Annotated in this window: 13 protein-coding genes; 10 read left to right on the top strand and 3 right to left on the bottom strand. The window is 43.4% G+C overall.

Annotated elements, in window-relative coordinates; genetic code table 11:
• Nucleotides 1-182: 182 nt before the first annotated feature.
• The 5 genes from HHK01_RS12840 to HHK01_RS12820 all read left to right on the top strand — a co-directional run bounded on the left by HHK01_RS12840 (nt 183) and on the right by HHK01_RS12820 (nt 7,385).
• Nucleotides 183-1,883 carry a pyruvate oxidase gene (locus HHK01_RS12840; RefSeq protein ID WP_170008144.1) on the top strand — a complete coding sequence of 567 codons (1,701 nt, stop codon included), beginning with the start codon at nt 183-185 and terminating at the stop codon, nt 1,881-1,883.
• Between the two features lie 211 nt (nt 1,884-2,094).
• On the top strand, nt 2,095-3,864 hold the full coding sequence (locus tag HHK01_RS12835; RefSeq protein WP_170008143.1) for a sensor histidine kinase: 1,770 nt from the start codon (nt 2,095-2,097) through the stop codon (nt 3,862-3,864).
• The gene (locus HHK01_RS12830; RefSeq protein WP_170008142.1) at nt 3,833-4,564 is read left to right on the top strand and encodes a LytR/AlgR family response regulator transcription factor; all 732 of its coding nucleotides are present in this window, start codon (nt 3,833-3,835) and stop codon (nt 4,562-4,564) included. Before HHK01_RS12835 ends, HHK01_RS12830 begins: the two co-directional genes overlap by 32 nt.
• A 221-nt stretch (nt 4,565-4,785) precedes the next feature.
• Nucleotides 4,786-6,237 carry a carbon starvation CstA family protein gene (locus tag HHK01_RS12825; RefSeq protein ID WP_170008141.1) on the top strand — a complete coding sequence of 484 codons (1,452 nt, stop codon included), beginning with the start codon at nt 4,786-4,788 and terminating at the stop codon, nt 6,235-6,237.
• Nucleotides 6,238-6,464: 227 nt separating this feature from the next.
• Nucleotides 6,465-7,385 (top strand): ketopantoate reductase family protein, encoded by a 921-nt coding sequence (locus HHK01_RS12820; protein ID WP_170008140.1) that lies wholly within the window; start codon nt 6,465-6,467, stop codon nt 7,383-7,385.
• 118 nt (nt 7,386-7,503) lie between these two features.
• On the opposite strand, the gene HHK01_RS12815 is transcribed toward HHK01_RS12820, so the two are convergent.
• Nucleotides 7,504-7,725 (bottom strand): PCI domain-containing protein, encoded by a 222-nt coding sequence (locus HHK01_RS12815; protein WP_170008139.1) that lies wholly within the window; start codon nt 7,723-7,725, stop codon nt 7,504-7,506.
• A gap of 163 nt (nt 7,726-7,888) precedes the next feature.
• On the opposite strand from HHK01_RS12815, the gene HHK01_RS12810 reads away from it, so the two are divergent.
• From HHK01_RS12810 to HHK01_RS12790, 5 genes are read left to right on the top strand one after another with little or no spacing between them, the layout of a single operon-like run.
• A complete protein-coding gene (locus HHK01_RS12810; RefSeq protein ID WP_170008138.1) occupies nt 7,889-8,680 on the top strand; it encodes a formate/nitrite transporter family protein in 792 nt (263 codons plus the stop codon).
• A gap of 22 nt (nt 8,681-8,702) precedes the next feature.
• A complete protein-coding gene (gene fdhF / locus HHK01_RS12805; RefSeq protein ID WP_170008137.1) occupies nt 8,703-11,684 on the top strand; it encodes a formate dehydrogenase subunit alpha in 2,982 nt (993 codons plus the stop codon).
• Entirely contained in the window at nt 11,659-12,156 is a 498-nt protein-coding gene (locus tag HHK01_RS12800) for a helical membrane plugin domain-containing protein (RefSeq protein ID WP_170008136.1), read from the top strand. The genes fdhF and HHK01_RS12800 overlap by 26 nt, the downstream gene beginning before the upstream one ends.
• A 17-nt stretch (nt 12,157-12,173) precedes the next feature.
• On the top strand, nt 12,174-12,395 hold the full coding sequence (locus HHK01_RS12795; protein ID WP_170008135.1) for a heavy-metal-associated domain-containing protein: 222 nt from the start codon (nt 12,174-12,176) through the stop codon (nt 12,393-12,395).
• Nucleotides 12,392-12,529, top strand: coding sequence for a hypothetical protein (locus HHK01_RS12790; RefSeq protein WP_170008134.1), 138 nt, complete (start codon nt 12,392-12,394; stop codon nt 12,527-12,529). The genes HHK01_RS12795 and HHK01_RS12790 overlap by 4 nt, the downstream gene beginning before the upstream one ends.
• 61 nt (nt 12,530-12,590) lie before the next feature.
• Here HHK01_RS12790 and HHK01_RS12785 read toward each other — a convergent pair whose 3' ends face one another.
• Complete coding sequence (locus HHK01_RS12785; protein WP_170008794.1) at nt 12,591-13,652, bottom strand: P-loop NTPase; 1,062 nt, start codon at nt 13,650-13,652, stop codon at nt 12,591-12,593.
• Nucleotides 13,653-13,782: 130 nt separating this feature from the next.
• A complete protein-coding gene (locus tag HHK01_RS12780) occupies nt 13,783-14,262 on the bottom strand; it encodes a helical membrane plugin domain-containing protein (RefSeq protein ID WP_170008133.1) in 480 nt (159 codons plus the stop codon).
• Nucleotides 14,263-14,267 lie beyond the last annotated feature (5 nt).

The raw sequence follows: 14,267 nt of genomic DNA, 5'->3' as shown, positions 1-14,267 counted from the left end.
AATTGCCTTCCCTGTGAAAGTACACTTTTAATATAAGGGTATATATTTCATTATCTCTGACTACCGAGTGATCCGACCTGGCTAACTTCTCTCTAATAATGGAAATCTGGCGTATTGAATGAATGTAAATACAAACACTAAAGAGAATAGAAATCTAACAAACCAAAGGAGGAAGCTTGCATATGTTTCGCAAAAATGCAGGAGACGCATTAGTGGAATTGTTAGTCGAGTGGGGTGTAGATCATATTTATGGAATGCCTGGAGACTCTATTAACTCCATTATTGAATCTTTGAGAAAAGCACAAGATAAGATCAAATTTATACAGGTGAGGCATGAAGAGAACGGCGCACTCGCTGCAGCTTCCTATGCAAAGTTGACAGGAAAGTTAGGAGTTTGTACAGCGATAGCGGGTCCTGGTGCAATTCATTTGCTGAATGGTCTTTATGACGCCAAGTTAGACGGAGTTCCCGTTCTTGCGATAGCAGGGCAAGTAGAAACGGATTTGTCAGGTTCAGATTTCTTCCAAGAGGTTAATTTGGAAAGATTATTTGATGATGTGGCAGTCTATAATCAACGTGTCATGTCTGCTGAGCAATTGCCGACGGTGTTGAACCAAGCGATTAGGGAAGCTTACACGAAAAAGGGTGTGGCTGTGCTTACGATCCCAGACGATATTCCAAAATACGAGGTGGAACGTGGTGCTAGAGAAACGAACTCTTCCTTTATAAAATCGAAAGTATTTCCACAGGATACTGACCTGCAACGGGCAAAAGAACTGTTAGAAGCAGCCAAAAAACCGGTTATTTTGGCAGGAAAGGGCGCTAGAGGAGCGAGTGATGCCTTGTTGAAATTTGCCGAACAGATGGCCTCACCCATTGTTCTCACATTACCGGGGAAGGGGGTCATTCCCGATGAGCACCCGTATTGTTTAGGGGGACTTGGTTTAATTGGTACAAAACCAGCTACAGAAGCTATGGAGGACGCAGACACTTTACTCATGATCGGTACATCGTTTCCGTTTACTGGGTTTCTTCCAAAAGATGCGAAGACGATACATATCGACATAGATGCTTCACAAATCGGAAAACGTCGTAAAGTTGACGTAGGATTAGCTGGAGATGCGCATTATACTTTAACGTGGTTAACAGACCAAGTTGAACATAAAAGCGACCGTTCCTTTTTAGAACAATGTCAACAAAATATGAAACAATGGTGGACAAAGTTAGATAAAGAAGAAGGAGACGACTCTTCACCTATTAAGCCACAACGCGTGGTGCAGGCTTTGCAGCAAGTTGTCACAGATAATGCCATTCTTTCTGTCGACGTCGGAAATGTAACTGTGTGGATGGCGCGACACTTCCGTATGACCCATCAACAAATGATTATTTCAAGCTGGCTGGCAACATTAGGATGCGGATTACCTGGGGCTATTGCCGGAAAAATTGCATTTCCTCAAAAACAAGTTTGGGCCGTTTGTGGTGACGGTGGTTTTACGATGACGATGAACGATTTTGTGACGGCAGTTAAGTACAAATTACCCCTTGTTGCGATTGTTCTAAATAACCATAAAATCGCCATGATTAAATTTGAACAAGAGGTCATGGGGAATGCTGAGTTTGGGACAGATTTACAAAATCCAAATTTCGCACGCTATGCTGACATTTGTGGTGGGATTGGGTACAGAGTAGAAAAAGCAGAAGACTTAGTCCCGGCATTAAAACAAGCAGTGCAGCAAGATAAGCCATGTATTATCGATGTAGTTGTAGACGCGCAGGAAGCCCCTTTACCTGCGAAGATTACCTTTGGACAGGCAGCAGGATATACGAAACATATGCTTAAGGAATTATTTCAGGAGGGGAAACTTGACTTACCACCAATCTAGATGAGCCTAAATTCGTTGTTTTGTTGAGATGACCCACTGGTAAGATGTAGTGGGTCATTTTTGCTGGAAAGTAGGAACGTATTTGATAAGATGATAGTAACAAGATGACTGACTTGACGACACGCTATACATCTGAAATTTTTAAAAAAACATTCTACAAATTTCGACAAAAACCGGGGCGTACCAGTTCCCGAAGTGAGGCGTTTGTTGCATGGTTGAATTGTTGTTTACGATGTTGGAGCGTTTAGGAATGATTGTGACGATTGCTTTTGTATTGACGCGGTTGCGGTTTTTTAGGGAAATGGTCTATAGTGATCATTTGAATCGTAGGCAGCAATATATGGCCATCTTGTTCTTTGGGTTTTTCGGTATTATCGGTACGTATTCAGGCTTGACGTTCAGTACGGATACAGAGCAATTCCAACGATGGACCGTGGATGTGGCAGCAGATGAAGCGATTGCGAATTCTCGCGTGATTGGAATTGTCCTCGCTGGGTTGTTAGGTGGATATAAAGTAGGGGTTGGGGCAGGGCTTATTGCTGGCATTCATCGTTTTTCGTTGGGGGGATTTACGGGACTTGCTTGCGGAATAGCGTCCATTGTTGCGGGATTCATCTCCGGCTCTTTCCGTAAACGCAATAAGCATGTAAAACTCTCTCATGCTTTTTTGATTGGGGGTATTGCGGAAACAGTTCAAATGGTCATTATTTTAGTTTTAGCAAGACCACTTGATAAGGCGATCACTCTAGTTGAGTTGATTGGTGTTCCTATGATACTAGCAAATGGTGTCGGTTCGGCTCTGTTTCTTATGATTATTAAAAATGTCATCAATGAGGAACAAAAGGTGGGTGCTTTGCAGGCACAAAAGACATTGCGGATAGCCGACCAAACGTTAGTCTATTTAAGGAACGGTCTGAATGCTCACTCGGCTCAGGCGGTGTGTCAAATACTCTACAATGAAATTCAACCTAGTGCAGTTGCCATGACGGATCGGTTTCGAATCATTGCGCACGTAGGCCTGGGTGATGATCACCATCGCGTGAACAGTCCTCTCCAAACGCAAATAACAAAAGAAGTGATTGAGCAAGGAAAGCTGAAAGTGGCAAATGATACAACAATACATTGTGTACATAAGGACTGCCCCCTCTCTGCAGCGGTGATCGCACCTTTGCAACATAGAGAGCAAACGATCGGCACGTTAAAATTTTATTTCCAATCGGAAAAAGAAATTACGAATGTGATTATCGAGTTGATTTCGGGACTCAGCGTTCTACTCAGTAACCAACTTGAAATTGCTGAAGCGGATAGAGCCTACCAACTGGCCAAGGAAGCAGAAATAAAGGCGCTTCAAGCTCAAATCAGTCCGCATTTTCTGTTTAATTCGTTAAACACGATCGTGTCGTTGGTGCGTATTGAGCCTAACAAAGCAAGAGACTTACTCGTGTCACTCTCAAATTTTTTAAGGCAAAACTTGATGGGGACGACTGTGAAAATGACGACGCTTGCCGAGGAATTGAAGCATGTAAAAGCTTATTTGGCAATTGAAGAAGCACGGTTTGTTGATAAACTCACAGTTTCTTATGATATTGAAAGTGAAGCGCTGACGAGTCTAGTTCCACCGCTTACGTTGCAACCTATTGTTGAAAATGCGGTGAAACATGGAATTCAAAATAAAGATAAAAACTGTATGATTCACATTCACATTCATAGTGGAGAGGCCACTACAACCGTAATGGTGATAGATAATGGTGAAGGAATGAGCCAAGAACGCCTACAAGAAATTGGTGTCACCCCCCTTGTATCAGAGAGCGGAACCGGTCTTGGCTTATACAATGTAAACCGTAGACTAACGATGATGTTTGGTGAAAAATCGAACCTTACATTACAAAGTGTGCTTAAAGTAGGCACGGAGGTTTCTTTTAAGATCCCAAAGAGTGGAGGAAGAGCGGATGGAGCAGGTGATAAAGGTTCTAGTCGTTGATGATGAAAGATATAGTCGAGATGAGCTGAAATATTTATTAGGCAAGTTTTCCTCCGTTGAAGTAGTGGGAGAGGCAGGTTCAGGTGAGGAAGGGGTAATGAAAGCTATACAGCTCCAACCTGATGTCGTCTTTTTAGATGTCGAAATGCCAAAACTCAATGGAATGGAAGTGGCGAAATCACTTGTGAAGTTGAAAAGAGTTCCTCTACTCGTGTTTGCTACTGCCTACCCACAATTTGCAGCAGAGGCTTTCCGTTATGAGGCCATTGATTATTTAGTAAAGCCGTATGATATAGAACAATTACAAGAAACGATCAAACGCATTGAGAGAACGCTCTACATACCTAACAATATCGAGCAAACAAAACATGCTGGCAAATTAGCAATAGAGAGTAAAGGAGAGATTCACTACATAGAGCCAAAAGATATTTTATATATGTACCGTGACGAAAAAGTGTCAAGAATTATGACAAAAAGAAGAGAGTATGAAGTGAAGACGCCACTGAAGGAACTGGAGAGTAGGTTAATTCCCTACTCATTTTTCCGTATTCACAAAAGCTACGTTGTGAATTTACAGGGTGTATCTCGTCTCAGTCCATGGTTTAATGGCGCCTATCAGCTTGAAATGGAAGGTGTGACAGAAAAGTTATACGTTAGTCGGAATTATGTGAAGGCATTAAGAGCGATATTGGAATTATAATCGTGTTAAAGGTTGCGAACGTCCTCTTTTTGAAACTATTAGTACGTGGTCAAAACAGCCACTTGCCTACTAACGAATTCACGCTTATATGTATCTCACTAGGTTGATAATGCACATTACCCCGTGGTTATTGCATCTTACGCACAAAATGCCCCAATCTTCGTAATGCTCTTATATACTAATTGAAAGCGTATTCATTAATGTATGAGGGGGAAGGGACTATGTATACTTTTATAGCAAGTATTGCGCTGTTGATTGTAGGGTATTTTACTTACGGTAAGTTTGTAGAAAAGGTGTTTGGTGTGAGGGAAGCGCGTGCGACTCCTGCCTATACGCATAAAGATGATATTGATTATTTACCAATGAACACAAAAAGAAACTCACTGATCCAATTATTAAACATAGCGGGAGTAGGTCCGATATTTGGCCCAATTATGGGGGCACTTTACGGACCAGTCGCGTTTATTTGGATCGTAGTAGGTTGTATTTTCGCAGGTGCTGTTCACGACTATCTTACTGGAATGATTTCTATTCGTAACAGAGGTGCGCATTTACCTGAATTGGCAGGGAAATTTTTAGGGAAATTCATGAAACACGTTGTCAACGCATTTGCTGTGTTGCTCCTGCTACTTGTAGGTACCGTTTTCGTCACGTCACCCGCTGCGTTACTTTACTCGTTAATGAACGGCTGGATGGCAATGGGACTTATTTTAGCCGCAATTTTTATTTACTATATTTTAGCTACTTTGCTACCGATTGATAAGATTATTGGTCGATTCTATCCGATTTTTGGTGCCCTATTATTGATCAGTGCACTCGGTGTCGGTTTGGGGTTGGTGTTTACAGGAGCTCCTATTCCGGAGATTTCATTGCAGAACTTCCATCCTGACAATGCTCCCATCTTTCCGCTTCTATTTCTGACCATATCATGCGGTGCCCTTTCTGGATTTCATGCGACCCAGACACCAATTATTTCGCGGACGACGCAAAGTGAAAAGCAAGGTCGGAAAATATTTTATGGTATGATGATTGCAGAAGGCGTGATTGCCATGATTTGGGCAGCAGCAGCCATGAGTCTTTTTGACGGATATAATGGACTAGGTGACTTGTTAGCAAATGGAGGCCCAGCGTTGATTGTCAGTGAGGCGTCTACATTAATGCTCGGTGCCATCGGAGGAACTTTGGCGATTCTCGGTGTTATTATTCTACCCATCACTTCAGGAGATACTGCTTTCCGAAGTGCACGTATGATTATAGCTGATTACTTTAACTTTTCACAAAAGAAAGTCACGAGTCGTTTATGGATTGCACTGCCATTGTTTGTTGTTTCACTTGCGCTTACGAGAATAGACTTCACGCTATTGTGGCGCTACTTCTCTTGGGCAAACCAATCTACGGCAGTGATCGCCCTTTGGGTCGGAGCTATGTATCTGTTCATTGCAAAGAAGAACTACTGGATTGCAATGGTTCCGGCAATCTTTATGACAATGGCAACAAGCACATACATCCTTTACGCACCTATCGGGTTAGGTCTTTCCCTGAACATTGCATATGTGGGAGCCACCTTCTTTACTGTAGCTATTACTCTGCTATTCTTTATTGCTGCGAGAAAAGCACGGGGAGAAAACAGGCCACTCGAGTATGATATAACTGATTGGGAGAAAGTTGCCTAATGGGGTGCTGTACACCAAATCGTGACGTTGTTACCGAAAACGAGGAGCACATAAATGAAAAAGGAAGAGACTCCCTTCCTACATCCATCAAGTTACTATTATTACTGGTCTTTTTAGGAGGAATCATAGCGTTTTTCACCCTATAATGAAGAAGTGCACGGGCCACAGTTCGTGCACTTTGTTTTGTAGGACTAGTAAAGATTTGAAATGAAAATGGAGGGATAGACTTGGAAATCTTAGTGGTTGGCGCAGGGGGAGTTGGAGGCTACTTCGGCGGTCGATTGTTGGAGAAAGGAGAGAATGTCACGTTTCTAGTACGTGAGAAGCGGGAACAACAGCTTCAAGAAAAAGGATTAGTCATTCGAAGCGTGCATGGCGACGTGACGCTACACCCCAACACTTTGCTGAGTGGTGCAAACCCACATCCATATGACGTCATCATTCTTTCAACCAAAGCCTACCATCTCGAAACTGTTATTGAGGATATACGACCGTATGTAGGGGCGAATACAATGATTTTGCCGTTACTCAATGGCATTTCGCATATCGATTCGTTACTAAATAATTTTAAAGACGAAAATGTGATTGGCGGGCTTTGCTTTGTAGAATCAACGATGGATGAGAGTGGGGCCATTTTGCAAAGCAGTCCAATGCATGATGTAGTATTTGGAGAACGAGGTGGTGAGTTAACAGATAGAATGAAGGAACTGCAAAAGGTATTTGAAGGAACGAAGGCAAATTTCACCCTTTCTAAAACAATAGATCAGGAGATGTGGCACAAATATTTGTTTATTACGACACTCTCTGGAGTCACTTCCTTATTTCGTGCCCCTATTGGACCTATTCGCGAGCAGGGAATGGCGACCATTAAGAACACACTGAGAGAAGCTACTTCTATTATGAAGAGTGCAGGAGCGCCCCTCGCTGACACCATTGAAGAGATTCTATTGGAAAAGCTGCAATCGATGGGGTATGACATGAAATCATCACTTCAGCGGGATATGGAGAAACAACTTTCTATTGAGGCGGATCACTTATATGGGTATATACTTAACATTGCCGCACAAGAGCAATTAGAAACGCCTACTTTACAGACTATCTATGCCAATTTACAAGTGTATGAAAATATTGTACGGTACTCAAAATAAGACTTTCTTCACCTTTATCAAAAACAACATAGGAGTATGCTAGGTGTTCGCATGTATGTGATATGAGTTCCTTTTTTAAAACCCGAGTATTGCCTGAATGGGCAAAACTCGGGTTTTTTTATGAGGGAAGTGAGTAGGTCTCATAATGGGGTGGGTCTACTAATTTGGATTTATGTAACCGACCTTCTTCGACTAGTTCCTGCAAGGCTCTTTCCACATCTGTTGGCTTTACATCAAATAGATCGGCAATTTTCACTGTAGAAAGTGCTGTATATTTTGGCTTCTTTGTTGAAGACATAATCATTGTCTGTACCCGCCCAAACAACGTTTCCTTTTCCATTTTTCATTCCCTCTCTTTTTTATGAATTATGAAACTTCATTCATCCCTTATAAGAATAACCATACTAGCACGATCGTATGCTACCCAACAAATTCGCAAAATGCCACACAACAATACTAGTATTTCCAAAAAAGGTAACACTACAGTCGAATGGAGGAATACGATGGGATTTCATAGTCCGCAACGCATTGCACAATTATCCGTAGAAGCAGGTGCTAGGAAGGCGACTCTACCACTTAGGAGCATGCTGATCCTCGGTTTTATGGGGGGAGCGTACATATCGGTCGGCTATCTTTTAGACATTCGAGTTGTAGCAGATTTACCCGAAGGTTGGGGTTCATTCGGGACATTTCTTGGGGCGGCCGTTTTTCCGTTAGGCCTTATTTTAATCGTTATCGCTGGTGGCGAACTGTTAACCGGAAATATGATGGCAGTTTCGATTGCCTTTTTTGCTAAAAAGGTGGCGGTGGGAAAGCTTTTAGAGAATTGGTTTTGGATCACGATCAGTAATTTTATTGGCGCAATTTTTGTGGCGTATGTTTTCGGACATCTAGCGGGATTGACCGAAACAGGACCTTATTTAGCTAAAACGGTATCCATTGTAGAAGGCAAATTAGCAGGGGATTTTTGGGGAGTATTTTTTTCTGCCATAGGCTGTAACTGGCTCGTAGGTTTAGCAGTTTGGCTGGCGTACGGTGCTGAAGATGTTGGTGGGAAGATTCTCGCAATTTGGTTTCCGATCATGGGCTTTGTCGCCATCGGTTTTCAGCACGTGGTCGCCAATATGTTCGTGATTCCAGCAGGCATATTTGCCGGGTATTTTACTTGGAGAGATTTTCTGTCAAATTTTGTTCCTGTGTTTCTCGGGAATGCGGTCGGTGGAAGTGTGTTTGTTGGTTGGGCGTATTGGCTATCCTATTACGACTATATGAAATCTTTATCAGATGAAAAGTAAATTCATAACGGGAGGGTCATAAATGAAAGAGTCTTCATTTTCTGTCCAAATAAACGGAGAGGAACACACCGCTTATCCAGGGCAAACGATTTTAGAAGTGGCGAAGGATCATGATACCTATATCCCGAGCATCTGCTACCATCCAAATCTAGGAACGATCCAAACTTGCGATACTTGTCATGTGAACGTAGGTGGTGAAATGGTGCGGGCTTGTGCCACGAAGGTGATTCCAGGGATGAATATTGACACAACCTCGCAACAAGTAAGGGATGCCCAGTATGAAGCCACCTCTAGAATTTTGAAAAACCACGAATTGTATTGCACTGTTTGTGACAACAACAATGGAAACTGCGTTGTTCATAATACGGTGGAGCACCTTGAAATTGAACACCAAAAATATGAGTTTGAGGCAAAGCCGTATGCAGCCGACAACTCACACCCATTTTATCGTTACGAGCCCGATCAATGTATTTTATGTGGGCGGTGTGTGGAAGCTTGTCAGGATCTGCAAGTGAATGAGACTTTAACGATTGATTGGGAACGGGAAGCACCACGTGTCATTTGGGATAACGATGTGTCTATCGATCAATCCTCCTGTGTCTCGTGTGGGCATTGCGTTAGCGTGTGTCCGTGTAACGCTTTAATGGAGAAATCCATGCTTGGGGAAGCAGGGTTTATGACGGCTATTCCTCCAAAAGTATTGGAGCCGATGATTGACTTAACGAAGGAAGTCGAGCCAGGTTATAAAGAGATCTTCGCCATTTCAGAAGTGGAAGCAGCGATGAGAAAGTCACGGATTAAGCGAACAAAAACCGTTTGTACATATTGTGGAGTGGGTTGCAGTTTTGAAGTGTGGACGAAGGATCGGCACATTTTAAAAATTGAACCGCAAGAGGATGCCCCTGTTAATGGGATTTCTACTTGTGTGAAAGGAAAATGGGGCTGGGATTTCATTAATAGCGAGGAGCGATTGACAAAGCCTTTGATCCGCCAAGGAGATGAGTTTGTCGAAGCAACTTGGGAAGAGGCTCTCAAGCTCATCGCTTCTAAACTAACAGACATTAAAGAGGAACACGGCTCTGATGCAATTGGTTATATCGCCTCATCGAAATGTACAAATGAAGAAAATTTCATCTTTCAAAAATTCGCGCGTGCCGTTATGGGAACTAACAATGTGGATAATTGTTCGCGTTACTGCCAGTCCCCAGCCACAGCGGGTCTTATGAGAACCGTTGGAATCGGTGGGGATTCCGGAACGATTAAAGATATTGAGAAGTCAGATTTAGTGATCACTGTCGGGGCTAACCCTGCTGAATCTCACCCTGTTCTCGCTACTCGTATAAAGCGTGCGCACAAGCTTTATGGACAGAAGCTTGTCGTCGTTGATTTACGAGCAAATGAACTTGCCGAGCGTGCTGATCTACACCTTCATCCGAAGCCGAGCACTGATCTAGTGTGGATCTCAGCTGTTACGAAGTATATTTTGGATCAAGGCTGGGAGGATAAAGACTTCTTAGCGACTAGAGTAAATGGTTTGGATGATTACGTTGCGTCTTTGGACAAGTTTACGTTGGACTATGCTGAGGAAACGACTGGGATCTCAACAGATGAACTCATCAAGCTAGCTACGATGATTCATGAAGCAAAATCTGTATGCGGACTTTGGGCGATGGGCGTTACGCAGCACATGGGAGCTACAGATACGAGCACAGCGATTGCTAATTTGCTACTTATTACAGGAAACTTCGGACGACCAGGAACAGGAGCTTACCCGCTTAGAGGACACAACAACGTTCAAGGAGCTTGTGATTTCGGCACGATGCCTGCTTGGTTGCCTGGGTATGAACCCATTCAGGACGATCATGTTCGCGCTCGATACGAAAAGGCATGGGGAGTGACATTACCAAAAGACCCAGGCATGGATAACCATCAAATGGTCGAAGGAATTGATAAAGGGAAACTTAAGGCTTTGTATTTGTTTGGTGAAGATATGGCCATTGTGGATTCCAATGTTAACCATGTAGATTCTGCGCTAGAAAGTCTCGATTTCTTCGTCGTTCAAGATGTGTTCTTTAGTAAAACAGCTCAGTTTGCTGACGTTATTTTGCCAGCGGCTCCAAGCCTTGAAAAGGAAGGTACCTTTACAAATACTGAACGCCGTATTCAAAGGCTCTACCAAGTATTCGAGCCACTTGGAGACGCAAAGCCTGATTGGGTGATCTTTCAGGAGCTCGCAAATCTCTTAGGGGCTGAGTGGAATTATGAGCATCCAAGCGAAATTATGGCAGAAGTAGCAAGCCTGGCTCCCTATTTTGCGGGTGTTAGTTATGAGAGACTGGAAGGATTCAATAGCCAAGTTTGGCCAGTAGCAAAAGACGGTACGGATACTCCGCTTCTCTATACAGAAAAGTTCGCTTTTCCGGACGGTAAGGCAAGGCTACACCCTGTTGATTGGACACCCGGATTTGAAGCTGGAGACGAGTATGATCTTCACTTAAATAATGGTCGATTGCTTGAGCATTTCCATGAAGGCAACATGACGTACAGATCGGAAGGATTGACTCACAAAGTTCCGCACCCTTGGCTCGAGATTTCATTAGAAGTAGCACAGGAGCGGGGCATTGAGGATGGCTCATTAGTTCGCTTAAGTTCTCCTTACGGTCACGTCAAAGTAAGAGCGATCGTGACAGATCGAGTGAGAGGAAACGAGCTCTACTTGACGATGAATACGAGAGAAGAGCATGAAATGGTAAACCGTTTAACGAGTAGTTACCACGACAAAATAACCCATACGCCGAACTACAAAGAGATGAGTGTCAAAATGGAAGTTCTTGAGGAAAAGGGAGAATCGCCATTACCAAAAGTGAACCATCGCTTCGGAAACCGCATGCCACAAATCAGTGTCAAGGTTGAAGAAAAATGGAAACGAGACGATTTTACACCAATTACAGAGTTATTTGAAACGGGGGCGAACCACTTTGGCGAAGGCCACCAAGCAAATTAAAAGAGAAGTTCCTCATCCTGAAGAGGTGCAATCCCAAGCAGTTGCAGATATTGTGACTGCTCTTGCGGAAAACCGAGAGGCGATCCTCGCTACCATTGGCATAGTGAGGCAGCTCAATGACATGGGCGTATTGTCGGCAGTCGAGGCGTTACTTGACAAGCGGGTTGATGTTAGCGAAATTGCGATCCAGCAAATCAACCAACCAGCGATGCATAACACTATTAAAAATGGGATGACTGCGTTCAAATTTCTCGGTACGTTAGACCCTGGTCAACTGCAGATGATGTTGAACGGAGTGGGTAATGGTTTTGAGAAACTAGGGGAAGGAAGTGCGCAGAAAAGTGGCAATCCAAGTTTATGGAAGCTCGGGAGCAGTATGCGAACTCCAGAAGTGAGGCAATCAATTGCGACGATGGTTAGCTTTTTAGAAGGGATGGGGGAATCCTTTCAAGAGCAAAAGGAGATTCACTAACTAGGAGGAAAAGCAAAGTGGAAGATGGACTTATTAAAGTAGAGGGCATGACAAATGAACACGATGCCGAGAAGGTTCTCCACGCGCTCAACGAGGTGTGGGGAGTGCGTAAAGCTGAAGTGAGCTTATCCAATCAAACGGCCAGTTTCAGATACAACGAAAAAGCGGCATCGTATGAGGATTTCCTTCAAGCGGTTGAAGATACAGGATTTACGATTGAGGAAGGAGACAGCAGATGAGAGTTTGTGAAGTTTGCGGCGCTGAAGAAGAAGTGATGAACTTAGACAGTCAAGAAGTAGCCCATACAAGAATGCTTCATCTCTGTGAAGACTGTAGAAATGACCGCAAGTTCGAGTCATTTCAGGAATCATAAAAAATAGAGCAGCCCGAGATCAACTCGGAGCTGCTCTATTTATAAGGGACAAATCCAGCGTTCAAACGGCTTTTTGTTTGCGATGCAGTAAGTCTTCAGCTAATGAGGTAAACATCTCACCGACGAAAGAGTCTTCATCGTACACTGAAGATCCGTTACTTTCCAGCGGATTTGCGAATGGAACCTTTGCTATGACGTCTGTTTCTAATTGGCGTGCAAGCAGCTCTCCGCCTCCTTTTCCAAAGAGGTAGTTCTTCGAGCCGTCTTGTTCCTCATAATACGCCATGTTTTCGATCACACCTAAAATATCGTGCTTCGTATGCTTAGCCATTGCTCCAGCTCTTGAAGCGACAAATGAAGCGACATGATGTGGGGTGGTGACGATAATTTCTTTGCCTTGCGGAATCATGGCCGCTACGTCAATGGCGATGTCTCCGGTTCCAGGCGGCAAGTCTAGCAGTAAGTAGTCTAGCTCTCCCCAATGTGTGTTGACTAGAAAGTTTTTAATCCATTTGTTCAGCATCGGTCCTCGCCACATGACTGGGCTATTTCCAGGTGCAAAGAATCCCATCGACATTACCTTCACCCCATGGCTTACCACGGGAATGGCGGTTTGATCGATCATCGTTGGTTTTTGGTCAACCTTCATCATCGCAGGGACACTAAATCCGTAAATGTCTGCATCTAAAATACCGACTTTCTTTCCTAGACGTGCTAAAGCGACGGCAAGGTTAATCGTAACCGTTGATTTTCCGACGCCACCTTTTCCGCTCGTCACTGTAATAAATGTAACACCAGAATCAGGCTTGAGCATAGCAGGCATACCGCTTTCGGTAGTCGCACCCTTTTTTAACGATTGTGTGAGTGCTTCGCGTTCTTCCTTCGTCATCGCACCGAATGTTACATCCACGCTGGAAGCTCCGATGTTCTTCAAAGAGTTTTCCACATCTTCTCGGATTTTCCCTTTTAACGGGCACCCCTGAATCGTCAATACAACTTCTAGTTTGATAGCAGAACCGTCAATTTGCACGTTTCTCACCATGTTCAACTCTACAACGCTTTTATGAAGCTCGGGGTCTTGCACGTGCTGCAATGCCTCCATTACTTTGTCTTGCGTTAGCATAATATCAAATCCTTCTTCCAAGATTAGTCTTATTCGCATTGTTGCCAACCAGTAAGGAAAAAAGACTTAAAAGAGACAGATGCCCTCTTTTAAGTCTCCCGTTTACTAGTCGAGTAGTGGGGCAAAAAACTTATTCCTTTAACTCTCTACCCATTCCCTTTAAAAAGTGAATACCAAATCCAACAGCACGGTTAATGTCCGGGTCATTGAGTGTTTTCATGAGATCGAGCACACCGACTTTTTTGTTCATCTGAAGAAAATTGTGTGCTTCATCCATTCCCGTCATTGCACTGCTAACGAGCTTTGTTGTTTGCTGGGGATCAGCGCTCATCATAGCGCCGGTAGCCCCCATCAATGTATTGATCAAATTGGTTACAGGTTCACGGGATACTTGACCGAGTGCAATTTTTGCCACTTGGTCTTTTGCTTGAAGCAAAGAATCTGTAGCTTCAAGTACACCTACGTTATTAAGCTCACCAATAATGTTAAACAATTTATTTAAAGAATCTTCATTATCGGCAAATAGCGTTTTGAGATCGTCAAGCTTTTGTTGCTTGATTTCTTCTTCTGTCGGCACGTGCTTATGAATGGACGTTATAGGAGCTGCCATTTGTT

Source organism: Bacillus fonticola, assembly GCF_012955605.1.
Lineage (GTDB): Bacteria > Bacillota > Bacilli > Bacillales > JC228 > Bacillus_CG > Bacillus_CG fonticola.
Note: the sequence above shows the minus strand (reverse complement) of the source record. Positions and strands in the feature narration are given on the sequence as shown.